Below are 22970 nucleotides of genomic sequence, written 5' to 3'. Positions count from 1 at the left end.
TTACGATAAGATGTCTAAACTTTGGACAATTTCTTACAGGCTGCGCCCGCAGGAAATTGTCCAACTGTGTCAGTCCTAAGTGTGACTATTAGACTTGCAGGCTGGCCTGAGTCTTGAAAAGAGTTTGCAATGGATTGTCACGTCTGGAACGAGTGCGCCTAGAACGAGCGCATCTGAAGCGAGGGGCCGGCCGCTATCGCAGCAGCGGCGATGCCTTGAGGAACTGTCCCTGGCGATTAACGTAGCGCCACTGGTTGCCGAGCTTGACGCGGGCCCAGCCCTCTGAAAAGGCAGCAGCATCGTCAAATTGGGGGGCGATGACCCAGGTTCCGGTGGGGTTGATATAGCCGTAGCGGTTGCCTTGTTTGACGGCGGCCAACCCCTCGGAAAAGTCGGCGGCATAGTCAAACTGGGGGGCGATCGCCATCTGTCCCTGGCGATCTACGTAACCCCATTTCGCACCCACCAGCACCGCTGCCCGCCCTTCAGCAAAGTCCGACGCAAAGCTGAACTGGGGGGCGATCGCCAGATTGCCCTGCAAGTCGATAAAGCCCCAGTCGCCGCCCTGCCGCACCCGCGCCCGCCCGTCTGCAAACCGAAACGCCCCATCAAACTGGGGATCGATGACGAGCGCTCCAGTCGGGTCAATATAGCCCCAGCGGCCGCCCTGCCGCACTGCCGCCCGCCCCTGAGACAGTCGCCATGCATCTTCAAACTGGGGATCGATGACCAGTTTGCCCGTCGGTGCAATAAACCCGTAGCGATCGCCCAGTTTCACCGCCGCCAGCCCTTCGGCAAAGCTCCCTGCCAGGTCAAACTGCGGCTCGATGGCGACCTCTCCGGCGGGATTGATATAGCCGTAGCGCGTGCCAGCGCGAATCGCCGCCAGCCCGCCCGAAAAAGAGGCCGCGCCCAGATATTGCGGCGGAACGATGACTTCACCCGCCCGATTCATATAGCCATAGACCCCGTTTGCCTTGACCAGCGCCAGGTCTTCGGAAAAGTCGGCCGCTCCGTCCATGTTGGGATCGACAGCGATCGCCACGTTGCCCGTCAGGTCGATAAACAGGAGGCGATCGCCCCGGCGCACCATCGCTAGCCCTTCAGAAAAATCGGCAGCCTGGTCAAAGGAAAGCTCCGCATCAGATTGGGCTAGGGTTTGGGAATCGGTCATGGCAGAGTCAGAAGACAAAACAGGGGTCAGAGCAAGATTTTCAGGACTGCGAGAACGAGAAGCACTATCCCAGCGGCAGCCTTCTAGCAGGAGCAGGGTGGAGGCGATCGCAGCGATGTAAAAAAAGTTTGGCATGGGACTGGGGAATTTGACGAGGAGGAGTGACAGAAGGCAGACGGATGGCTATGGGTTATAGGGGAATAGGAGGAGAGATACCTGTGATACGTAATCTCAGTGAAGAATGTTTGAAAATTGAAGAAGCTACTGAGAGCAGAGAAATCACGGAAAGATGCACTAACCCAGATGACTGCAAAGATAGCTGCGATCCCTATTGACGAAATTCCAGCAGTGTCCGATTGTTATGTGTAAAGAAACCATGAGCTAGCCTTGCAAAACTTAAAGCCTTCATGAAGTTGGTGACATATTTACGGATACTTAACGTGTTTTGAGGATGGACTAGGTATATCGGGATTGGATTTCGCTTGCCCAAGATTGCCTAAACGGGGCTATGGGTCCTGCTCAAGATTGGAGTTTATTTTGGCTTCATGCGAGGCAGTCTTTGAACCTGATTTCATGAAGATAGTTGGGCGGAGCAATCTATTCCGATAAGGCGACCTGTAGGCCTTGTAGTGGCGTGATAGCTACTAGCCTAGCGACGCTGTTGGGAATTGTTAAATCGTTCGTAATTTCTGTCTGAGCCTCGTTCTGAGCTTCGTAACTGGGTGTGTGGATGGCTCCCTGTTCGTTGAGTGTTCGTGAGTTTGCCTGAGCAATCTTGGTTTAGTTGCCTTCAATTGCGCCTTTGTTTCGGCAGCATCTTCGACCGAGTAAACGAGAAAATTCTTCAGGGAAAAATCTTATGGAAGAGTATCCTGATGTTCCGGTTGCCCCCTCATCTTCCTTCTATGCTGAATCTGCACCATTAGAGGCTGAAGCTGAACTGGACTTTGGATCGGGGTCTGAGTTAGTTGAGCCGAGTTTTTTTGAGCCTGTGGCTCGCGCTGTTGCGTTTGAAGCACGCCCGCTCGGCGTTGCGGCTGGGTCTGAGCTAACTGCCGCGCGATCGCCCGTTTCTGAGGACGCGCTAGACGACGTTGAGCTAGATTTCGACGAACTGCACACCTTTGAAACGGTTAGCACCCAGTTTCATCATCTGGGTGTGACCTTTGCCAATGCAGTCGCCCTTGTGCCCTCTAATCCAGCATTTCCCTCCCACACTGGGCAACTGGTGTTGATGGCTTGTCCCAAGGGCGGATGGCTAGAGGCAACCTTTGACCAGCCTGTGCAGCGCGTCAGCGGACACATCACCAGCTCTCGCCCGACGGTGATGGCAGCTTTTGATGAGCATAACCGCCCCGTTGCCCAAACGCAGACCCCAGCCGCCAACCTGGCAGGCTCCGACTCCAGCCACGCCCCAAATTTAGAAATGACGCTGACAGGCCGCCAGATTTCTCGCGTCACCTTCTACACCTTTGACGGACAATTGACCTTGGGCGCATTCAGCTTCGCGCAGTCCAACCGCCGAGCATCCTGAGGCAGGCTCTCAGGTTTCTGGTGAGTTTTCAGGCTAGTCTGTTGGTCGAAGACCGGGATCAGCAATTGGCAGCGGCTTGACTCTGATGGACGCGACAGGAATGCGCCGCCAAGAGTTCAACGCTCCATTCTGACGATTGATGAATCCCTACTCTCTACTAGCTCAAACAACCCGCGAGCGAGTCGGCGACGGGGCGATCGCCCCAATTCTGGCGGACTGCGGCGCTGCCTCACAAATCCTCATGCTGATCTGGCCGCAACTGGGCGACTTTGACAGCCTGGAATATGCCTGGTGGATTCGGCGGCAGGCGGCGCAGCTTCAGGCAGCGGGCATCGCGGTGCGGGCGGTGGGTATTGGCGATCGCCCATCAGGGCAAAAATTCTGCGAGTATACCGACTTTCCGGCCGACCATCTGTTCATCGACCCCAACGCATCGCTACACCAAGCGCTGGGGCTATATCGCGGCCTGTCGCTGAAACTCCCCGTCCTCTCACCCGCGCAAAATAGCTGGCTCAACCTGATGCTGATGTGTGCGGGGATCGGCAGTCCGGGCACGCTGGCGGAGGTGTTTCGCGGCTATCGGGGCGACCGCACTGCGCCCCAGCTCATTGCCGACGACGAAGAAATTCAGGCGTTTCCCTTGCCGCCCCTCAAAGGTTCCTTCTTTCGCTGGGCAGGCGGTCGCGGCTTCCAGCGCCCGTTTGAGCTAGCCACCCTGCGCCTGCGAAACATGGGCGAAGTGCTGCGCCACTGGAAGACCTACGTGCCCGATGCCGCCTATCTCACCCAGCGCGGCGCAACGTTTTTGTTCGACGCTCAGGGCGAATTACTGTACGAACATCGCGATCGCGCCATTTTGGGCTTCGCCGAAACCATGAGCAACCCGCTCCAGTTTCTCCAACTGTGAGCCTTGCAAGCCCCCGAATGAGTCCTCCAAAATCCCCAAAATCCCCAATCTAAAATCCACAATCGCCCCCCAGGAGCCTCCCCATGCTGCCCATTCGGGTGTCTTCCACCGGATCTCACTATCAGCAAAAAATCGGCATTCGCCAGTTCCAGTTTGCCGCCGATGAACCTATCGAAGTCGGTGGCGCAGACACCGACCCCACCCCAACCGAATACGTCCTGGCAGGGCTAGGCGCGTGCAAAACCATGATCATCCAGATGTACGCTGAGCGCAAAGGCTGGCCCGTCGAAAAAATCTCTGTCGATGTCACACTGGAAAAAACGCCCGACGGCTCTCAAATCAACGCGCTGCTCACCCTCAAAGGCAACCTCACCGACGAACAGCGCCAGCGAATGAAAGAAATTGGCGATCGCTGCCCAGTTCACAAACTTCTAAGCCACAGCCTGCCGATCCAGACAACCCTCAGACAACCCTGAAATAACCCTGAAACAAAAAGGAAGACACACCCACAAACTGAGCCACGTCAAGCAAACCAGCAAGTCGCACGCATCGAAACCTTTTAGGCCCACCAGTGACCCCTTAGGAGGGGGTGTGGGGGACGCTTCGTCCCCTGCAAAAGGGGGTTTGGGGGATATCCCCCAAGGCTGTTGGCTCGGATCAAGATTTACTGTCCTCATTCCGTCATAGGATCGAAAAGCACAGTTTGCAATCGCAGGTTGAGAGGACGACACATGCGCGTGTTGGTGATGGGCGGAACCCGGTTTATCGGCGTGTACCTGACAAGGCTGCTAGTGGCGCAGGGCCACGAAGTCGTGCTGTTTAACCGGGGCAACAAACCCGCACCCGTCGCGGGCATCCGGCAGATTGTGGGCGATCGCACTGACCCGCTCCAGCTCAAAACCAGCCTCTCTAGCGAATCCTTTGATGCCGTGTTCGACAACAACGGCCGCGAACTCAGCGACACCCAGCCCCTCGCCGAAATCTTCAAAGGGCGAATCCAGCACTTCGTCTACGTCAGTTCTGCCGGAGTGTACCTCAAGTCAGACCAGATGCCCCACGTCGAGGGCGATGCAGTCGATCCCAACAGCCGCCACAAGGGCAAATTTGAAACCGAGGCTTATCTGGCAGAATCCGGCGTTCCCTTCACGTCCATTCGCCCGGTCTATATCTACGGCCCGCAAAACTACAACGACCTGGAAGCCTGGTTCTTTGACCGCATCGTGCGCGATCGCCCCGTCCCAATTCCCGGCAACGGCATGGCGCTCACCCAGTTTGGGCATTGCCAAGATATAGCCGCTGCCATGGCCGCTGTGCTAGGCAACGATCGGGCCATCGGGCAGATCTACAACATATCGGGCGATCGCGCTGTCACCTTCGACGGGCTGGCCCGCGCCTGCGCCACCGCCGCTGGCAAAGACCCCACCACCCTCAAAATCGTCCACTACGACCCCAAAAAATTTGACTTTGGCAAGCGCAAAGCCTTTCCCATGCGCGTGCAGCACTTTTTCACCGACATCCACAAAGCCAAGACCGAGCTAGGCTGGCAGCCCCAGTTTGACCTAGTTTCCGGCCTGGCCGACTCGTTCCAACACGACTACCTCGCCAGCGGCCGCGACAAAGCCGAAATCGACTTCTCCCTGGACGAAGAAATCCTAGCAGCCTACGCATGAGCCGGAGCCTGCCGGAGAATACTGGAAGTTAGAGATGCAGGTATCAGGCATGAGCGCTGTGGCCTGCGCCTACCCAAACTCCCGTATTCTCGTTATGACTTACGCAGTTGGACGATTTCTCGCGGGCGACGCCCGCGAGAAATCGTCCAAAACTCAGAAAGTTGAGTCGCAAGTGCGTAAGTCCTACTTGTATTCCCAAATCCTTACCCCTCACCTTGACTGACGAACGAGCCTACTGGCTGGCCTGGAGCCAGATCGCGGGCGTGGGCCCGACGCTGCTGATGCGGATCTATCGACACTTTGGGTCGCTGGCGGCGGCCTGGGATGCTGATCTGGCTGCCCTGGATGCAGTAGAGGGCATTGGCGGAGTGACGGCAGGGGCGATCGCCAAAATCCGCGCCTCGCTCAACCCTGCAACCCTATTTGCAGAACATCAGCGCGACAATCCCGACGTTTGGACACCCGCCGATGCCGACTATCCGCGCCTGCTGGCAGAAATTCCCGACCCGCCGCCGCTGCTCTACTATCGCGGGCAAGTGGCGCTGGCAGAAAACCGGGGGGAAGTGGGGCTGGTGGCGATCGTGGGAACCCGCAACCCCTCTAGCTATGGCAAACAGTGGACGTATCGCCTAGTGGAAGCGCTTGTGCAGGCAGGATTTACCATCGTCTCTGGGCTGGCGGAAGGGGTCGATGCGATCGCCCACCAAGCCTGCCTGGATGCGGGCGGCCGCACGATCGCCGTCCTGGGAACCGGGGTCAACCGCGTCTATCCCGCCAGCAACCGCGCCCTCGCCCAGCAGATCGACCGCAAAGGGCTGATTCTCAGCGAACATCCCCGGGGCACCGGCCCCGACCGCGCCCACTTCCCCAGCCGCAATCGCATCATCGCCGGACTCTGCCGCGCCACCCTGGTCATCGAGGCAGGCTCCAAATCGGGAGCGCTAATCACCGCCCGCGTCGCCAACGATTATGGCCGCGAAGTCTACGCCCTCCCCGGATCTCTCGACCAGCCCCAGTCCCGCGGGTGCCTGGAGCTGATCGCAGGCGGCGCACAGCTCATCCTCGACGAAGCCTCGCTATTGCAATCCCTCGGCGCAATTCCTCCATTAGACACCCTTTTAAAACACTCTGCGCCTTCCCAAAATCTGTCCCCAGCCAAGCCACCCGCACTCGATCTGCCGCCTCACCTGGAGCCGATTTTCCAGGCAATTCCACCAGAGGCGATCGCCCTCGACACCCTGGTACAAACCACCCAACTCGACACCAGCAACCTCCTCGCCGCCCTGCTGGAGCTAGAAATGCTGGGCGTGGTTTCGCAACTGCCCGGAATGCGCTATTGCCGAGCGGGATGACCATTTTTCGAGAGGGTAATCTACGCGCTGAGGCGATAGAGTGAAGAGGTATTTTGGGGTGACGACGACTGGCGCACTTCCCATCCCCCCAACCCGTTCTCTCGTTTCCCTGCTGCCCATGTCTTCCCCCAAACCCCGCCTCCTGATCATCGGACTCGACTGTATGGAGCCGTCGCTGGTGTTTGACCGCTGGCGGTCTGACTTGCCCAACCTGTCGCGGCTGATGGCGGCGGGCAGCTATGGACGCATGGAGAGCAGCATTCCCGCCATCACCGTCCCCGCCTGGAGCTGCATGATGAGTGGACGCGATCCGGGGGAACTGGGGATTTATGGATTTCGCAACCGGGCCGATCGGAGCTATGGCAAGATGGCGATCGCCGACGGTCGAGCGGTCAAGGTTCCGCGCCTGTGGGACTTGCTGGGCGATGCGGGCTGGACGGTGGCGGTTCTCAGCGTTCCGGGCACTTCGCCACCCTATCCAGTGAACGGCTCCCTCGTATCCTGCTTCCTTACGCCCAGCCGCGATGTGCCCTACACGCACCCGCAAGGCCTGGCCGCGCAAATTGCCGAATGGATGCCCGACTTTTTGCTGGACGTGCCGGAGTTTCGCTCCGAGGAAAAAGCGCGAATCTTGCAAAACATCTACGACCTCTGCAACCAGCGGTTTGACCTGGCAGAAAAGCTGATCAAGCGCGACCAGCCCGATTTTCTGATGCTGGTAGACATGGGCGTGGATCGGATTCACCACTCCTTCTGGAAGCCGATGGACCCCACCCACCCGCAGCACGAGCCGGGGTCGCCCTTTGCCAACGCGATTCACAACTACTATTGCCATGTGGATCAGCGCATCGGCGACCTATTAGCAAGGTGCGACGAAGAAACCGCTGTGCTGGTGGTGTCAGATCACGGGGCGCGGCCGCTGATGGGCGGCATCTGCGTCAATGAGTGGCTAATCAAGTGGGGCTATCTGACGCTAAAGCAGCCCCCCTCGGAACCGCTGCCGCTGGATCAGGTCGAGGTGGATTGGAGCCAGACCAAAGCCTGGGGCGCAGGCGGCTACTATGGGCGGATTTTTATGAACATGCAGGGACGAGAACCGCAGGGCGTGATTCCCCTGGCGCAATACGAGCAAGAGCGATCGCGCTTAGCCGACCTCCTGACCAGCATCCCCACGCCAGACGGACAGCCCATGCCCAACCGCATCATGAAGCCGCAGCAAATCTACCAGAAGGTGCGCGGCGTGGCTCCTGACCTGATTGCCTATTTCGACGAACTGGCCTGGCGCTCCGTAGGCACAGTCGGGGACGGCTCGCTTTACACTACAAATAATGACACTGGGCCCGACGATGCCAATCATGCCCCCTTTGGGCTGATGATTTTCCACGACCCGCGCCAGCCCAAGGGCGGTCAGGTTCTAGAGGGCGCGACGCTTTACGACATCCTGCCCACCTTGCTACACCGCTACGGCCTCCAGCCCCCCGCCAATCTACGCGGCAACATCCTTCCCATCTAGCTTCAGATCCTTAACCCCTAACCCCGCAAATGCCTTCGTCTGGTCGCTTCCAAAGTCGCTTGCTGAGCTATCTGTCTCGGCAGCGGCTGCGTTTGGGCGATCGCACATCGCGCTGGATGCGCCAGGCCCAAAGTGCGATCGCGCTGGGGGCGCAGGTAGTGCTGTATCCGGTCTATGTAGCGTTTCAGTCGATGCGGCTGGCGGGGCGACAGATGGGGCCCGCAGCGCAGCGCGTGGGGCTGTTTTTGGAAAATGTCAAGCGCAGCGTCCAGGGCAAACCCGCGCTGCCCGCCTCGCCGCCGCCTGCCGATGCGCCCATTCACAAAACGCTTCGGGCCATTCGCTCGGCGGGTTTTGCCAACGCGCTGACTGCCGCACCAGCCGCCCCACCAACCTCCCCAGATTCGCGGGCGATCGCCCTCCGTCCTCCATCAAACCTGGCCCCGCCGCCCTGCCCTGAGGACGACCCCGCCCCGCTAACATTCCGCGAAGCATCGGCGCTCACCGCCGCCGAAGCCACCCGCCTGCCCCCCCAGGCTGATCAAACACTGGGCAACCAGGCCCCAGCAGACATTGGCGGCATTGCCTCACGGCTGGATAGCCGAATGCTGGTATTGGTGACCACGACCAACGCCCTCATCGACCTGTCGCCCCAGCAGCAGCGCTGGCTTCAGCAGCAGATCATTTGGGAACTGGCGAATGATGGCCGGGCCCGGCGGCGCTGGCTGCGGCGGGCAGGATTGACGGGTCGCCGCTCGGCTGGGGAACTGGGCAGTAGAGCGATCGATGGGGCGATCGCCGACCTCGCAGCCCCGCCACCCCGATCCCTGGCTTCCTCGCAAAGGGGCCGGCTGCCTCGGATGCTGCCCGTGCCCCTGCCGCGAGAAACCGCCGCCCCGCCTGTGAAGGCGTTTTATCAACTGATGGCGTGGGTGCAGACGGGGCCAGTGGCGATCGCCGCCAATCTCTTCCAGGAAGCCGCGTTGGCCGTGTACTTTCCACCGCCGGAACCCGACCCCCGTCCCGACGCACCGTTCCCAGGCACAGCCCATCTGCCCCATTCCGCACCCACCCGATCAGGCATTGCACCGTCCCTCTCGCCAACGATTCCGCCCCATCTGCGCCCCCACTCCCCCGGCGAAATTTTGCTGCAACTCTTGGCGGAGCAGCCCGCAGAGCCATTTACGGAGCCATTCACAGAACCATTTGCTGGGCAATTTACTGGGCAATTTACTGGGCAACCTGCGGAGCGACCGACTCACGTCCCCGCTAACTTCTCCACAGAGGTCATCTCTGCAGAGCGGCTGGCCAACGCAAGGGCGATCGCCCCTCTTGTTCCCACCGCCGACCTGATGCCCGACGCACACAGCGTCATCCTCACCATCAGCCGCCAAGATCCCAGCCCCCTCACGCCCCAGCCCCCCAGCTCTCCCACTCTCCAATCCCCAAACGCTTCACTCCACGCGCCCCCTCACGTGCCCCCTCACGCGCACACTGCCCAGCCGCCCTGCATCGACACTCCCGCCACCCTCGTCCGCTACGAAAAGCACCCCCTAGAGGCGGTGTTGGACTGGATCGATCGGAGCATTGTCTGGCTGGAAACCCGGCTGGCAGACCTGTGGCGGTGGCTGCGGGGTGAATCGGACAGCGACTCCTGATGGGGGACAGTTTTCCCGACTCGCTCCACAATCGTGACAGGACTTCCGAACTTGCGACAGGCTCTTTGGGTTTTGGAGAATTTCTCGCGGGCTGCGCCCGCGAGAAATTCTCCAACTGCGTAAGTCCTTGGTGAATCGGGAAAAGGAAAAATCGGGGCGGGCGATCGCCCCATCTTTGCCCTACCTTTGTCCCACCTTTTCCCTCCGCTCGACCCATCCACGCGGTTGCTCAGGCATGAATTCTCCGACACGCAGATTAAGGCTTTCCGTACTCTACAATCCCCATCAGAAATCTCAGAGTAGGATCGGCCTAGACGCAACACCAGACGCTATTCATAGACCGACGGATTAACCGACGGATTCCTTGAAAATCCAACCTGACCCTTTTGAACTTGCCAGGAGAAACGGATGGCAACTTTACTCGATCAACTGCGCGAGATGACGGTCGTCGTCGCGGATACAGGCGACATTCAGGCCATTGAAAAGTTTAAGCCCCGCGACGCAACCACCAACCCCTCGCTGATTACGGCGGCCGCGCAAATGCCGCAATATCAAGAAATTGTGGATGAAACGCTGAAGCAGGCCAAGGCAGATGCGGGCTCTGGCGCGACGGACTCGCAGGTGGCGACGCTGGCGTTTGACCGCCTGGCGGTAGAATTTGGCAAGCGGATTTTGGCGATTGTGCCGCAGCGCGTCTCAACCGAGGTGGATGCCCGCCTGTCCTACGACACCGAAGCCACCATCGCCAAGGGGCGCGAACTGATTGCCCAATATGAAGCGGCGGGCATTTCGCGCGATCGCATTCTGATCAAAATCGCCTCCACATGGGAAGGCATCAAAGCCGCTGAAGTGCTGGAGAAAGAGGGTATCCACTGCAACCTGACGCTGCTGTTTGGGCTACATCAGGCGATCGCCTGCGCTGAGTCGGGCGTGACGCTGATTTCGCCCTTCGTCGGCCGAATTCTCGACTGGTACAAAAAGGAAACCGGACGGGACTACGCACCCGCCGAAGATCCAGGCGTTCTCTCCGTCACCAAGATTTACAACTACTACAAAAAGTTTGGCTACCCAACTGAGGTGATGGGCGCGAGCTTCCGCAACATTGGCGAGATCACAGAACTAGCGGGCTGCGACCTGCTGACGATTTCGCCCTCGCTGCTGGCGGAGTTGCAATCTACCGAAGGCGACCTGCCCCGCAAGCTCGACCCCGCCAAGGCCGCCGCGATGGACATTGAAAAGATCACCATCGACAAAGCCACCTTCGACAAAATGCACGCCGAAGACCGCATGGCTTCGGAAAAGCTGGACGAAGGCATCAAGGGCTTTACCAAAGCGCTGGAAACGCTGGAAGCCCTGCTGGCCAAGCGGCTGGCACAAATCGAAGGCGGAGCGCTGGTGAACCACGCCGCTGAGGATCTGTTCAAAGCCTACGATCTAGACGGTGACGGCTTCATTACCCGCGAAGAGTGGCTGGGCACTGATGCGGTGTTCGACGCGCTGGACGAAAACAAAGACGGCAAAATTACGCCGGAAGAAGTCCACGCAGGGCTGGGCGGGGCGCTGCTGGCCGGCGTTTAGCTGCCCGAACGTTTCTAGTCACTTGCATCCTAAGCAACATCCCGGCGATCGCCCTCCATCAAACGCAACTCGCCGGGACGTTTCGGTCAGGGCTTATGCACTTGCGATAAGCTAGCTGGATTTTGGGCAATTTCTCGCGGGCTGCGCCCACGAGAAATTGCCCAACTGTGTAAGCCCTTGTGTAAGCCCTAAGGTATTCAGAGTTCTGAAATAGGGGTTTAGGATGCAGCGATCCCCCTGCAACCCAAACCCCCAACCCCCACTCCTAAGCTTCGTCAAGCGCCGCAATTCCTGGCAGCACCTTGCCTTCCAGCAGTTCCAGGCTGGCCCCGCCGCCTGTGGAGATGTGGCTCATCTGGTCGGCCACGCCCACTTTTTCCACCGCCGCCACAGAGTCGCCGCCGCCGATGATGGTGGTTGCGCCAGTTTTGGTGATGTCGGCCAGGGTGCGGGCGATCGCCTCCGTCCCTGCTGCAAACTTGTCAAACTCGAACACGCCCATCGGCCCGTTCCACACCACCGTCTTGCAGTCCGCCAGCGCCTCCTGAAACACCTTCACCGAGTCGGGGCCAATGTCCAGCCCCATCCAGCCGTCGGGAATGGCTTCTACGCTGACGGTCTGGGCATTGGCATCGGGGGCGAAGTTGTCGGCCACCACCACGTCGGTCGGCAGCAGCAGCGCCACGCCCTTCTCTTTGGCCTTGGCTTCCAGCGACTTCGCCAGTTCGATAAAGTCATCTTCCACCAGCGACTTACCAACGCTCAGCCCCCGGGCCTTGTAGAAGGTGAAGATCATGCCGCCACCGATCAGCAGCTTGTCTACTTTTTCTAGCAACGCCTCGATCACGGTGATTTTGCTCGACACCTTGGAGCCGCCGATGATCGCCGCTAGGGGACGCTTCGGCTCTTCGATGGCACTTTGCAGATATTGCAATTCTTTTTCGATCAGGTAGCCCGCAACGGAGGGCTTTAGATAGTGGGTCACCCCTTCCGTCGAGGCGTGGGCCCGGTGCGCCGTGCCAAAGGCATCATTAACATATAGATCCGCCACCGACGCAAGCTGTTTGGCAAATTCGGGGTCGTTCTTTTCCTCTTCGGGGTGAAAGCGGACATTCTCTAGCAAAATCACCTGGCCGGGCTGCATGGCGGCAACGGCGGCTTCGACCTCTGGTCCAATGCAGTCGCTCGGCTTGGCGACGGTTTGCCCCAGCAGTTCCGACAGGCGGGCGGCAACGGGCGTGAGGCGGTTCTTGTCCGTAGCGCGGGCCGCAAAGTCGTCGCCCTTGGGACGGCCGAAGTGGCTGGTGAGGATGACTTTTGCGCCCTTGCCAATCAGGTCGTTGATGGTGGGCAGGGCGGCGCGGATGCGCGTATCGTCAGAAATGTTGCCCTGGTCGTCGAGCGGTACGTTAAAGTCAGCCCGCACGAGGACGCGCTTGCCCTGTAGGTCGTCGGCAGTCAAATTTGCTAGAGTTTTTTTGGACACCGCTATATACCCCCTCAAGTAAGTCTTTTTACCTATTGCCTATTGTAAAACGTCAGGGCTTGCTAACAGAACGGGGCTGAGCGCAACTCTTTCTCTACAAAAACTTTTCACTGCTGCGGGAGTCTATAGGTTTTACTTATAGACCCGCCTGAGCAACATTGATAGGGGCGATCGCCCTTGCTCTGTCAGCCCGCTGACGTTTCTCCACACCACCCATCACTCTACCGAACTCTGCGTCCCTGTGAGGCGTGTCATGTTTAAAACCGTTTTGTTTCCGGTCGATCAAAGCCGCGAGTCTCGCGAAGCCGCCGACGTGGTGGCCAATGTCGTCAAAACCTACGGCAGCCGTCTGGTGATTTTGTCGGTCGTGGAATCGCTAGATGAGGAAAAAGTCCCCACAGCCGCCGATTTGGAAATGACTTCTCCAGAGGCGATCGCCGAATTGCTCAAAAATGCCAAAGCCCTGTTTGCCGAGCAAGGCCTCGACGCGCAGGTGATGGAGCGGGCAGGCAAACCCGCCTTTACCATCTGCGACGTGGCCGACGAAATTGGCGCAAACCTGATCGTCATGGGCTGTCGGGGGCTGGGACTGACGGATGAGGGAGCCGCCGACAGCGTGACCAACCGCGTGATTAACCTGTCGCCCTGTCCGGTGCTGATTGTGCCGTAGGGTTTGCGGAACCCGGTCTGTAGAACTAGGGTTTTAGCAAGTCAGGATTGAGGCGACGGAGCGCTGGCGGGCTGGAGGATGGGTCTGTTTGTCCAATTGTGGAGTCAAAGACGACCCAAAACAAGGCTCCTGAACTCCTTTGCCGCAACACTCCTTTGCCGCAACAACTGAGCATAGCCGTCGGCATCTGAGCGGCGATGAAACCGAGCGGCGATCGCCCAGCGATAATCTGGACGCAAGTGCACCACTAGCCAGGAATTTAGCCGTTCTTGATAGGTCATAATAAGACTACTCCATTGCAGATTGGAGCCAAGAGCCAGTGCGGAGAAGTTGGTCGCTGCAGCGCATTGGCTCTTCGCTTTTGTGTGGACAGTAATTGATCCAGATATGGATCGATTACATCATATCAGAAGCGTTCCACAAGAGGATCTATCAGTTATGTTTTTCTGACACGATTCGCATGAGTAAGGCGGGATTAGCGCTCAAGCAGGTTCTCAAAAGCTATGGCATCACGCAGTACAGAATTTCTTTAGAAATGGGCATTTCCCGCTCTAATATTCATCGCTGGATCAACGAGCAGGCCGACCCAGCAGGCGACGCTATTCTGGACATTCGCGACGCGCTGCAAAAGATTGACCCAGCAGCGGCCGAGATGTTTATCCAGCTTTACTTACAAAACGATAGCCCCTAGTGTTTACATCAAGTTACATCAAGGGTTTATATCAAAGGCTTCAGGCGTTGCCGAAATGCTGCTGCCGCTTGGGGATTGGGGATTTTCGTGGCGATCGCCTCCACGAGTTCTGCCGGGCCTACGTTTGGATGTCGAGCCACCACATCCCGCAAGACAAGTCCTGCCATTGGGCCAATCGCTTCCGAGAGCGCCTGACGGCACTGTGTCAAAAATGTCTCATCCACCGCTGCGCCCAGTGCAGGCTCCTGGGGCAGACGCTGGGGGTTGGGAACGGCTTCGTCCGTCGAAACAGGCGGCAGCGGGGGGTCGGGAACGTCCAACAGAGCGGCGATCGCCCGATTTTGCATACGGCGGCGAAACTGGCTTGCCTGGGCAGGGTTGGGAATTCTCATGGCGATCGCCTCCAGCAGCGCCTCTGCCGATAGCCCCGTTTGCTTGGCCAGCACCGAGTCCAGCAGCAGTTTCGCCATCGGGCCAATACACTCCGCCAGTTCCCGACGGCACGCCTCCAGCCAGAGCGCAGGCACACGAGGCTGGAGCGGGGGAACGCTGGTGTCTGCCAGCGGCATTTCAATCGTGTGCTGGAGTGTGGCGGGCGGCGGTTCGGTAAAAGGCGACTCCGTTGCGGCGGGCGGCTCGGTCAACCGATCGTCGTCAAACCGAGCGTCGTCTGGCGCAGACGGAGACAGGGGGATCGACTCCTCTACCGCATATTCAGGAAAATCCTCTGCTTCGGCATCCAGCGAAGGAAACGACGTTTTCCAAACCGCCTCTTCTACAACACCAGGCTGAATCGCAGAGATACCGAACAACACCTGTGGCGCAGGCGGCGAATCGGGAGATGACTCTAGAGGTAATTCTGGCAGCGAACTGTCAAGACGCTCGACGGGCGCGGCTGCCGATGGCTGTGCCGACTCTCCTGGCTCCGCCACCAGCGAATCAAACGCACCCCGAAACCGATCGAGGTTTTGCATCAGGTCTTGGAAAAACGCCGACTGCACGATTTCATCCACCTGTCGCTGGCGCTTGCTCTGGTCTAAATCGATTTGCACCTCGATCAGGCGGTCTTCGTTGACCTCTGGCAGCGACAGCGCCCGCAGATCGGTCAGCACCTCCCGCGCCGTCTGGTAGCGATCCTTCGGCTTTTCCGACAGCAGCCGATCGAGAATCCGCACGAGGCGATCGCTCACAGGGGCATACTCCCGCCAGCGCCACTCCAGCGACGTATGCTCCATCAGCACGCTCAGATCTTGCCCCGTCAGCAGCACCACCGCACTCACCCCCAGCGCATACAGGTCGCTGCACGGATAGCATTGCCCCATGCGAATTTGCTCTGGCGGAGAATAGCCAAACTTGCCCACCACCGAAGCCTGAGCGCTGCCTGGACTGCTACCCGCTGCCGAGAGGATCTGACTGACGGTCTGCTTGACCAGCCCAAAGTCGATCAGCACCGGATGGGTCTGGTCCTTGGGCAGCATGATATTTTCGGGAGAAATGTCGCGGTGCAGGATATTCAAGCCGTGCAGATACTCCAGCACCGGCAGCAAATCACAGAGCCACTGCACAATTTCCGCTTCCGAAAAGGGCGGCTCTCCTCGCCGCTGGCGCTCTTGCAAAAGCTGGCCGTAGGTCTTGCCGTCAATATACTCCTGCACCAGAAACAGCCGTCCCCGGTCGGTCAGCCACGCCAAAAACCGAGGAATCTGCGGGTGATTAATCTGATACAGCACCCGCGCCTCGCGTTCAAACAGTTCCCGCGACTTTTGCACGACATATTCTGTGCGGCTGGCAGGTACAAACTCCTTTAGCACGCAGGCATCGCCAAAGCAGTGTTCATCAGATGCAAGATACGTCCGCCCAAAGCCACCCTGCCCCAGCACCCGCTGAATTCGGTAGCGGCTGTTGATCAGCGTGCCCAGGGTTAGCTCCGATTCCTCGATGGGGCTGCCGCCGGGGGTAACGTTGGCCGGAATAGCGGGCGTAATCTGATAGGCCTGAATCGCTTCTTGCAGGTTCTTGAGCTTCAGCGACCCCACATAGGACGCGCTCAGGGAAATCCTCGATTTTACAGAGTCGTAGACCGACTGCGACATACAGATGCCGCGTGGAGCCGCTTCTTCCTGGAGCCGCGTCGCCACAGTCACCGCCTGCCCGGTCACGTCGTTCGCCTGCACGACGACCTCGCCCAGGTGAATGCCGATGCGATGGCTTAGCACGTCGTCTTCAGGCAGTTCTTGCAAAAGCTGCGCCATTGACCGCTGGATTTCGATAGCACAGTTTACGGCTCGATCGGTGCTGACGAAGTACATCACCAGCCCGTCTTCCAGCGATTTCAGCACGATTCCTTCAAACTGCTGACAAAGCTGACGCATTTTTTGCAAGTCGCGCCGGATCAGGCTGAGGGTATGCTCCGGGTCGTCGGCCATGCGCGAGTTGTAGCCCACCGCGTCTGTGACCAGCACGACCGCCATGGCCCGCTGGCCCAAATTAGAAGGACTCGGTTGTGGGGAAGCTCCAGCATCCATAGCCAGCACAGAGGGAACGGGATGAACCGGGAGAATACAGAATAAACCGGACGACAAAACTGGAAGCCGATGACAGATGCACTGCTTCCACTCTACCGCTGTTCTCTGGTTGTGTCGGAGTTGTGTCGGTCAGGATTCAGTGGGCCATCCTGTCGCAATTAAGGGAGAGCTTGGTTGCAGAAACGAGGAAAGAAGCGGGAAAAAGATGGGCGATCGCCCCTACAGAACAATTTTTCCATCTTAAAAATATAAGTAAACATACCAAAAGTCTCCCCTTTTTCCACACAAAAGGGGAGTTTTCCACAGATAAACATAGGTTTTCCACAGGCTTTTGTGGAAAACTAGTACCTCTGTTCAAAATAGGGATTGCCAAGGGCGCTATGGCTGGCTATGTCTTGATGCGTCACAAAAAGATGCGTCACCGATATATGCGTCACCGAATATATGCGTCGGCAAACATGCGTCCGCAAACCATGCCGCGTTGCATTGCCGCAGGAGAGTCTCTCAGAGGGCGATCGCCCTTGTCCTGCGCGTCTATTCCTCCTGCATCGAAGCGCCTCCTGCATCGAAGCGCCTCCTGCATCGAAGCGCCTCCTGTGTTAAAGCGCTGCCTAAACGTTCCTGAACGTCTTACCTGAGCGCTTCAGCTACACCCCAACCCTGGCCGTACCCAGCTAGCCATCCGGCAGGATTCGCTTGCTTCCCCAAACCCTCGCACGCAGAGCACAAGGACTGGCCTATTCCCACTCAATGGTTCCAGGCGGCTTAGAGGTAATATCATACACGACCCGATTCACGCCGCGCACCTCGTTGACGATGCGATTGGAAATGGTTTCCAGCAGGTCGTAGGGAGCGCGTGACCAGTCGGCCGTCATGCCATCTTCACTGGAAACAAACCGCAGCACAATGGGGTAGGCATAGGTTCGCTGGTCGCCCATGACACCCACACTACGGATCGGCAGCAGCACCGCAAACGCCTGCCAGAACATACTGTAGGTGCCGCTGCGGTTCACCTCTTGGCGCACGATCAGGTCAGCATCCCGCAGAATATCCAGCTTCTCAGCCGTGACTTCGCCCAGGATGCGGATTGCCAGACCGGGGCCAGGGAACGGGTGACGGTTGACGATTTCTTCCGGCAGCCCAATGGAGCGGCCCACCTTCCGCACTTCGTCCTTAAACAGCTTCCGCAGCGGCTCCACTAGCTTGAACCGCAGGTCTTTGGGCAAGCCGCCGACATTGTGATGGCTCTTGATTTTTACGGCGACGCGCTCACCCGTTTGCGGGTCTACGTTTGTGTCTGCCGACTCGATTACGTCCGGATAGAGCGTACCCTGCGCCAGATAGTCAAAGGGGCCGAGCCGCTTGGATTCTTCTTCAAAGACGCGGATAAATTCGTGACCGATCCGCTTTCGTTTTTCTTCAGGATCGGTCACGCCCTTAATGCGTTCCAGAAACCGCTCCCGTGCATTGATGTATTCCACTGGAATGTGGAACTGCTCTTGAAACAGCTTGACCAGGCGCTCCGGCTCATATTTCCGCATGAAGCCCTGGTCGATGAACATGCAGGTCAACTGGTCGCCGATCGCCCGATGCAGCAAAAACGCCAGCGTGGAGGAATCGACCCCGCCTGACAGCGCCAGCAGCACCCGCTTGTCGCCCACCTTGGCGCGAATTTCTCGAATGGTTTCTTCGACGAAGGCCGCCGTTGTCCAAGTGGGCTGACATTCGCAAATGTGATAGACGAAATTGCGGATCAGGGCCTGGCCGCCGAGGGAATGCACGACTTCGGGGTGGAACTGTACGCCGTAGAGTTTGCGCTCGTGGTGGGCGATCGCCGCACAGGGCGTGTTTTCGGTATGGGCCAGCAGTTCAAACCCTTCCGGCATTGCCGTCACCGAGTCGCCGTGGCTCATCCACATGGTCGTGCCGTCTTCTACGTTGGTCAGCAGGTCGGTGGGATCATCGATAAACAGCGCTGCTTTGCCGTACTCACCGCACTCAGCCCGCTCCACGCTGCCGCCAAGCTGCTGCACCATCAGTTGCATCCCGTAGCACACCCCCAGGATGGGGATGCCCAAGTTCCAAATTTCGGGATCGCAGTGGGGGGCCCGCTCGTCATACACCGAGCTGGGCCCGCCCGACAGGATGATGCCTTTGGGGCTGAGTTGCCGAATTTGCTCCGGGGTGGTGCGATAGCTCAGCACCTCGGAATAAACCTGGGTTTCGCGAATGCGGCGGGCAATTAGCTCGGAGTATTGGGAGCCAAAGTCCAGAATGACGATCATCTGGCGGGTAAGATGGGCAGACGGTTCGGCGGTGGGGGAGAGGGAATCAACTTGGGGAGTCACGGTAGATCCTGGAGAAAACGAAGGGGTAGGAAGCAGATACCAAACGGCTAAAGCAGTGGGATAAAGAGGAGTAAAGTCGCAGGGCGAAGCACGAAACGTCAACGAACAGCTTTTCTCGCCGGACTCAGCTTGCCGGACTCAATTCGCCAGACTCAACTTGCCGGACTCAAAACGTAAGGGTATGGGATTCTGAGGCGGCAAAGCTGGCAATAAAGGCACACAAGTCTAACGTGATGTGCAACTTTCAATCTGCCCTCATCCCCCAACCCCTTCTCCCAGGTCAGGAGAAGGGGAGCCGGAGCGGAAGTCCCTCTCCCAAAGCGGGAGAGGGATTTAGGGTGAGGGTTACGAAAGTTGGGATGCACCCTGCGATCGCGCTTAATCATTAGGCTAGATCAGTGGCTAAATTAGCCGTTTGCCAGATGAGCCGTAAACGCTGCGAAATGCGATGGGAATTCCCAGCATCGTCGCACAGACGAACCAAAATTTAGATAAATAGATTCTGAAGGTCGGATTTTGACATTTAAAACCTGGGGCCAGTTGCCGCCTCTATCCAGCACCTACCTGGAACCCAGTCCGCTGGACGGGCGAAACAGCGCGACCGATCCGACGGGAGAATGTATCGAGATAAACAAAAGTTGACTTTAATATTTCAGCTAGCTTAACAAAACCTGGGACAAAATTGCAGACCCTAATTCGCTTTTCGCAATGATCTGGCGATCGCGCCCAAACAGGATTGACCCCACCCGCACCGGGCGATCGCAGTGGGTGCGAATATACACCGATGAGCGCTGGTCGATGGTTTGGGCGATCGCCCCATACACACGCCCCACCCAGTCGCTTCCGGTGTCCGCATCGAGGGTTTGCAAATACTTCAGCGCGGCCTCCGCCGTTTCGCAGGCAAAGATCTGCTGCACGTCTGCTGTGGGCAGGCCGGCGATCGCACAGTGTGCCGCAAAAATTTCCTGCCGCCCGTCGGCAACGTGGTGGTGCGTGTGGAAAATGCCGCCTGCCAGCTTCATCAGCTTGCCGTGATAGCCAAACAGCAGGATGGATTCTACCCCCTGCATTCCCGCCTCCACCAGCAGCGGCCCCAGCCAGTTTGCCGTTTTCACCACGCAGCCGGGATCGATTCCCAGCTTGCTTGCTAGATCCAGCCCGTTTTCCCCCAAGCAGAACACCAGCGCCGAATGGGTCGCCGATTTTTGCCGCAGCGCCGCTCGAAAGTCTTCCAGTTGCCCCGGTGCGCTGAGGGGCTGGGAAATGCCCGATGTGCCCAGCAGCGATAGCCCCTCGACGACCCCAAAGGCAGCATTGGAGGTGCGCGTGGCGAGCGATCGCCCCTCCGGCAGCACAATCGTCACGCCGATGACCTCCCCTGGCCGCAGCAGCGGCTCCAGATTGCCCAGCAGCAGGGTGCGGGCGTAGGCATAGATGGCGGGCTGATTCTCGGCGTTGACTTGGCGGCCGAGTCCTTCGCCGCCCTCTAGGGTGATGGCGGGGAGGGGAGAATCTTGCTTGCCGACTCCTGATCCCCGCTGCTGGATCTCAACGATGCTCCAGATCGGCGTGTTGCGGGTTAGATCGAGATTGTCGCCGGGGTCGCTGCGGGTGATGGCAAGGGCGGTGGTGGGGCCGAGGCGGGCCACCTGCTCGATGGGAATTTCGGCGGTCTGGGCGGGGGTGATCAGGTCGAGGGTGACGCTCTGGGGCGAGGGCGGGTCGTCGTGCAGGTGGCGCAGCGCGGCGATCGCCCCCGCACAGGCAAACACGGGCAGAGTATAGCCTGCCCGCGAAGAAGGGGGCTTAGGAAACGGCGCGGTCATGCGCCAATGCTAACGCTTCCAGCGCTGGACGGCTTCGGCGATGCGGCGGCCGTAGCGCTCGGACGTGAGGCGATCGCCCTCATCGAGGGTCGCTGGGGTCTGCCCCGAAAAGTCGGGCACCGTAAAGCCCATCACGCCCAGGAACGACCCCAGCCGATTCACGCCCTCGTTGTTGTAGCCCATTTCCGAATTGCCAACCCAGACCATGCTGTGTTGGGAAGCGTTGATGGCGAGGTAGAGCAGCGTGCCCTGCTTGTCGCCGCTGGGAGAGCCAGAGTGGGTAAAGCCGCCCGCGATTTTGTCCTTCCAGCCCTGCTGGGCCCACACGGCGCTGGCCGCATCCACGAATGCCTTGAACTGAGCCGCCACGCCGCCCATGTAGGTCGGCGACCCAAAGATGATGCCGTCGGCGCGATTCAGCTCTTCCAAAATGCCCGGATCTTGCCAGCGGCCGTTGACGATTTGCTCACCCGTAATTTGCAGCAGCTTGACCTCGGTGCCAGGAACCTGGCTTGCCCCTGCCGCCACTGCTTCTGCCATGAGCTTCGTATGGCCCGTACCCGAAAAATAGACAACTGCAACTGTCGGCATAACTGCGTCCTTTGAAATGTCTGTTCAGTGGTTTTGAGATCAGTAGTTTTGAGATCAGTGGTTTTGAGATTCAGTAGTTTTGAGAAATGGCGTATGAATCGGGTTGGATGAATCAGCTTGGATAAATCAGGCTGGATGGATCAGGTGGAATGAGACAACCTGCCAACCAAATGCCAATCAGAGGCCAACCAAATGCCAACCAGATTCAATTACCAGACGATACTTAGTCTCATTTCGTAACCAAGTTCATTTTAGCGTATAACAGACATACCGACTGAAACAAGACAGCACTTTGAGGTAAGTCAGTATGCTGCGGGTAACTGCGACCACGCCCCAGGAAGCGGAATCTTGCCCCGTGCGCGATGTGCTGGATCGCATTGGCGACAAGTGGAGCTTGCTGATCCTGTGTGCGCTGGCGGATGGCAAGCTGCGGTTTATGGACATCAAGCGGGCGATCGGCGATGTGTCGCAGCGGATGCTGACCCAAACCCTGCGACATTTGGAGCGCGACGGCTACATTACGCGCAGGGTATATCCCTCGGTGCCGCCGCGTGTGGAATATGAACTGAGCGAACTGGGGCGATCGCTCTTAGTCCCCGTGCAGCAGCTCATCGCCTGGGCCGAAACGCATCACCCCGAAATCGCCGCCGCCCGCGATCGCTACGATGCTCGCCCGGAGAACGTGCCCCAGGCGGACTGAGCCATGCTATTGCTGGAAATGCCTACGCGATCGCAGGGCTATCGCAATTCCAAAGTGGCAATCGCCCGCTGAAACACCGGATCATTCTCTGGGCCACTCAGCGTTACCAGCCGCCGCCGATCGGGGGTGAAAAAAGCGACGTTGACGACTTCGATTTCGTCGTGATGGTCTGTGTAGGTATAGACTGCAAATTCTTTGTCGCCTTCACGAACCAGTTGAATCTGCGAGTCTAGCCAGGTGTGATTTGCTCGAATAGCTTGCTCTAGCCCCCGGCTGCCCGTGGGAACACCATCCACATTCAGTTCCACACTCGCAAACCAGCCGCCTTCTCCATAGCCTGATCGCGTAATGCACTGGATGTAGTCATAGTTTGTGGGGTTCATAATGCTGGCCTGGCCGCCCTGCCGCCCCATCGCGCGATAGTTGGCAGGAATCTGAAACGCCACCCCAAGCTGCGTGTTTTCGTAGCGCCGGGTTTCTCTAGAGGGTTCCACCCACGCGCCATACTCACAGGCGATCGCCGGACGTACCCCGACCGTTGCGCCGACTGCCCCAAATACACCAATAGCCGCAGCCAGGGCGATCGCCCTGATTCGTGAAGCTGGTGTCATTCTCTGAGGCCGAGTCGGATGAACCTGCTGAGGAGGAATCGTCATGATAGGTTTAGTAAGCTTGGGGAAAGGTGAACGTTGAAGCTCGGTCAGGCAAAAGATGCCCCACAATGTAATGCCCCGTAATGCCCCGCAA

19 protein-coding genes are annotated in these 22970 nt (G+C 58.6%); 11 read left to right on the top strand and 8 right to left on the bottom strand.

Annotated features, from left to right (window positions below; translation table 11 throughout):
• Window positions 1-193: 193 nt before the first annotated feature.
• The gene (locus tag JTM80_RS01960; protein WP_225906735.1) at window positions 194-1309 is read right to left on the bottom strand and encodes a WG repeat-containing protein; all 1116 of its coding nucleotides are present in this window, start codon (window positions 1307-1309) and stop codon (window positions 194-196) included.
• Window positions 1310-2033: 724 nt separating this feature from the next.
• On the opposite strand from JTM80_RS01960, the gene JTM80_RS01955 reads away from it, so the two are divergent.
• The 8 genes from JTM80_RS01955 (at window position 2034) to JTM80_RS01920 (ending at window position 11386) form a co-directional block, all read left to right on the top strand.
• Window positions 2034-2708: a hypothetical protein gene (locus JTM80_RS01955; protein ID WP_205370469.1), complete on the top strand. Its 675-nt coding sequence runs from the start codon at window positions 2034-2036 to the stop codon at window positions 2706-2708.
• 139 nt (window positions 2709-2847) lie between these two features.
• Complete coding sequence (locus JTM80_RS01950; protein WP_205370468.1) at window positions 2848-3615, top strand: peroxiredoxin-like family protein; 768 nt, start codon at window positions 2848-2850, stop codon at window positions 3613-3615.
• 83 nt (window positions 3616-3698) lie between these two features.
• Window positions 3699-4091, top strand: a complete 393-nt coding sequence (locus JTM80_RS01945) for an OsmC family protein (protein ID WP_172353915.1) — start codon at window positions 3699-3701, stop codon at window positions 4089-4091.
• A 255-nt stretch (window positions 4092-4346) separates the two neighbouring features.
• Complete coding sequence (locus tag JTM80_RS01940) at window positions 4347-5285, top strand: NAD-dependent epimerase/dehydratase family protein (RefSeq protein WP_205370467.1); 939 nt, start codon at window positions 4347-4349, stop codon at window positions 5283-5285.
• 215 nt (window positions 5286-5500) lie between these two features.
• The gene (dprA, locus tag JTM80_RS01935) at window positions 5501-6637 is read left to right on the top strand and encodes a DNA-processing protein DprA (RefSeq protein WP_172353913.1); all 1137 of its coding nucleotides are present in this window, start codon (window positions 5501-5503) and stop codon (window positions 6635-6637) included.
• A gap of 118 nt (window positions 6638-6755) precedes the next feature.
• Entirely contained in the window at window positions 6756-8150 is a 1395-nt protein-coding gene (locus JTM80_RS01930) for an alkaline phosphatase family protein (RefSeq protein WP_205370466.1), read from the top strand.
• Window positions 8151-8179: 29 nt separating this feature from the next.
• Complete coding sequence (locus JTM80_RS01925) at window positions 8180-9808, top strand: hypothetical protein (RefSeq protein ID WP_205370465.1); 1629 nt, start codon at window positions 8180-8182, stop codon at window positions 9806-9808.
• Window positions 9809-10216: 408 nt separating this feature from the next.
• Window positions 10217-11386, top strand: coding sequence for a transaldolase (locus JTM80_RS01920; protein ID WP_172353910.1), 1170 nt, complete (start codon window positions 10217-10219; stop codon window positions 11384-11386).
• Between the two features lie 265 nt (window positions 11387-11651).
• Here JTM80_RS01920 and JTM80_RS01915 read toward each other — a convergent pair whose 3' ends face one another.
• Window positions 11652-12872, bottom strand: coding sequence for a phosphoglycerate kinase (locus JTM80_RS01915; protein WP_068511142.1), 1221 nt, complete (start codon window positions 12870-12872; stop codon window positions 11652-11654).
• A gap of 253 nt (window positions 12873-13125) precedes the next feature.
• On the opposite strand from JTM80_RS01915, the gene JTM80_RS01910 reads away from it, so the two are divergent.
• Window positions 13126-13542, top strand: a complete 417-nt coding sequence (locus JTM80_RS01910; RefSeq protein ID WP_172353909.1) for a universal stress protein — start codon at window positions 13126-13128, stop codon at window positions 13540-13542.
• Between the two features lie 104 nt (window positions 13543-13646).
• Here the strand turns inward: JTM80_RS01910 and JTM80_RS01905 are convergent, their stop codons facing one another.
• Window positions 13647-13823, bottom strand: a complete 177-nt coding sequence (locus JTM80_RS01905) for a hypothetical protein (RefSeq protein ID WP_205370464.1) — start codon at window positions 13821-13823, stop codon at window positions 13647-13649.
• Between the two features lie 179 nt (window positions 13824-14002).
• Between JTM80_RS01905 and JTM80_RS01900 the strand changes: the two genes are divergently transcribed.
• Window positions 14003-14233: a helix-turn-helix transcriptional regulator gene (locus JTM80_RS01900; protein WP_172353908.1), complete on the top strand. Its 231-nt coding sequence runs from the start codon at window positions 14003-14005 to the stop codon at window positions 14231-14233.
• 26 nt (window positions 14234-14259) lie between these two features.
• Here the strand turns inward: JTM80_RS01900 and JTM80_RS01895 are convergent, their stop codons facing one another.
• The 4 genes from JTM80_RS01895 to JTM80_RS01880 all read right to left on the bottom strand — a co-directional run bounded on the left by JTM80_RS01895 (window position 14260) and on the right by JTM80_RS01880 (window position 21523).
• Entirely contained in the window at window positions 14260-16704 is a 2445-nt protein-coding gene (locus JTM80_RS01895; protein ID WP_205370463.1) for a protein kinase domain-containing protein, read from the bottom strand.
• A gap of 791 nt (window positions 16705-17495) precedes the next feature.
• Window positions 17496-19043, bottom strand: a complete 1548-nt coding sequence (gene guaA / locus JTM80_RS01890; RefSeq protein WP_172358772.1) for a glutamine-hydrolyzing GMP synthase — start codon at window positions 19041-19043, stop codon at window positions 17496-17498.
• A 719-nt stretch (window positions 19044-19762) separates the two neighbouring features.
• Window positions 19763-20932 carry a cobalt-precorrin-5B (C(1))-methyltransferase CbiD gene (gene cbiD / locus JTM80_RS01885; protein ID WP_172353907.1) on the bottom strand — a complete coding sequence of 390 codons (1170 nt, stop codon included), beginning with the start codon at window positions 20930-20932 and terminating at the stop codon, window positions 19763-19765.
• Window positions 20933-20941: 9 nt separating this feature from the next.
• Window positions 20942-21523 carry a flavodoxin family protein gene (locus JTM80_RS01880; protein ID WP_172353906.1) on the bottom strand — a complete coding sequence of 194 codons (582 nt, stop codon included), beginning with the start codon at window positions 21521-21523 and terminating at the stop codon, window positions 20942-20944.
• A 307-nt stretch (window positions 21524-21830) separates the two neighbouring features.
• Between JTM80_RS01880 and JTM80_RS01875 the strand changes: the two genes are divergently transcribed.
• Window positions 21831-22223 carry a helix-turn-helix domain-containing protein gene (locus JTM80_RS01875; protein ID WP_172353905.1) on the top strand — a complete coding sequence of 131 codons (393 nt, stop codon included), beginning with the start codon at window positions 21831-21833 and terminating at the stop codon, window positions 22221-22223.
• Between the two features lie 38 nt (window positions 22224-22261).
• Here the strand turns inward: JTM80_RS01875 and JTM80_RS01870 are convergent, their stop codons facing one another.
• On the bottom strand, window positions 22262-22834 hold the full coding sequence (locus JTM80_RS01870) for a hypothetical protein (RefSeq protein ID WP_172353904.1): 573 nt from the start codon (window positions 22832-22834) through the stop codon (window positions 22262-22264).
• Window positions 22835-22970: the final 136 nt, after the last annotated feature.

It is taken from the genome of Thermoleptolyngbya sp. PKUAC-SCTB121 (assembly GCF_016919485.1).
GTDB classification, from domain to species: domain Bacteria; phylum Cyanobacteriota; class Cyanobacteriia; order Elainellales; family Elainellaceae; genus Thermoleptolyngbya; species Thermoleptolyngbya sichuanensis.
This window is presented reverse-complemented; position numbering and strand designations above follow the sequence as displayed.

Excerpts from the sequence above, each read along its gene's own strand:
- JTM80_RS01870 (WP_172353904.1), bottom strand. The coding sequence starts at position 22,834 with ATGACACCAGCTTCACGAATCAGGGCGATCGCCCTGGCTGCGGCTATT.
- cbiD (WP_172353907.1), bottom strand. The coding sequence starts at position 20,932 with ATGACCGCGCCGTTTCCTAAGCCCCCTTCTTCGCGGGCAGGCTATACT.
- JTM80_RS01910 (WP_172353909.1), top strand. The coding sequence starts at position 13,126 with ATGTTTAAAACCGTTTTGTTTCCGGTCGATCAAAGCCGCGAGTCTCGC.
- JTM80_RS01930 (WP_205370466.1), top strand. The coding sequence starts at position 6,756 with ATGTCTTCCCCCAAACCCCGCCTCCTGATCATCGGACTCGACTGTATG.
- JTM80_RS01940 (WP_205370467.1), top strand. The coding sequence starts at position 4,347 with ATGCGCGTGTTGGTGATGGGCGGAACCCGGTTTATCGGCGTGTACCTG.
- JTM80_RS01895 (WP_205370463.1), bottom strand. The coding sequence starts at position 16,704 with ATGGCGGTCGTGCTGGTCACAGACGCGGTGGGCTACAACTCGCGCATG.
- JTM80_RS01875 (WP_172353905.1), top strand. The coding sequence starts at position 21,831 with ATGCTGCGGGTAACTGCGACCACGCCCCAGGAAGCGGAATCTTGCCCC.
- JTM80_RS01960 (WP_225906735.1), bottom strand. The coding sequence starts at position 1,309 with ATGCCAAACTTTTTTTACATCGCTGCGATCGCCTCCACCCTGCTCCTG.
- JTM80_RS01920 (WP_172353910.1), top strand. The coding sequence starts at position 10,217 with ATGGCAACTTTACTCGATCAACTGCGCGAGATGACGGTCGTCGTCGCG.
- guaA (WP_172358772.1), bottom strand. The coding sequence starts at position 19,043 with ATGATCGTCATTCTGGACTTTGGCTCCCAATACTCCGAGCTAATTGCC.
- JTM80_RS01950 (WP_205370468.1), top strand. The coding sequence starts at position 2,848 with ATGAATCCCTACTCTCTACTAGCTCAAACAACCCGCGAGCGAGTCGGC.
- JTM80_RS01900 (WP_172353908.1), top strand. The coding sequence starts at position 14,003 with ATGAGTAAGGCGGGATTAGCGCTCAAGCAGGTTCTCAAAAGCTATGGC.
- JTM80_RS01925 (WP_205370465.1), top strand. The coding sequence starts at position 8,180 with ATGCCTTCGTCTGGTCGCTTCCAAAGTCGCTTGCTGAGCTATCTGTCT.
- JTM80_RS01905 (WP_205370464.1), bottom strand. The coding sequence starts at position 13,823 with ATGACCTATCAAGAACGGCTAAATTCCTGGCTAGTGGTGCACTTGCGT.
- JTM80_RS01945 (WP_172353915.1), top strand. The coding sequence starts at position 3,699 with ATGCTGCCCATTCGGGTGTCTTCCACCGGATCTCACTATCAGCAAAAA.
- JTM80_RS01955 (WP_205370469.1), top strand. The coding sequence starts at position 2,034 with ATGGAAGAGTATCCTGATGTTCCGGTTGCCCCCTCATCTTCCTTCTAT.
- JTM80_RS01880 (WP_172353906.1), bottom strand. The coding sequence starts at position 21,523 with ATGCCGACAGTTGCAGTTGTCTATTTTTCGGGTACGGGCCATACGAAG.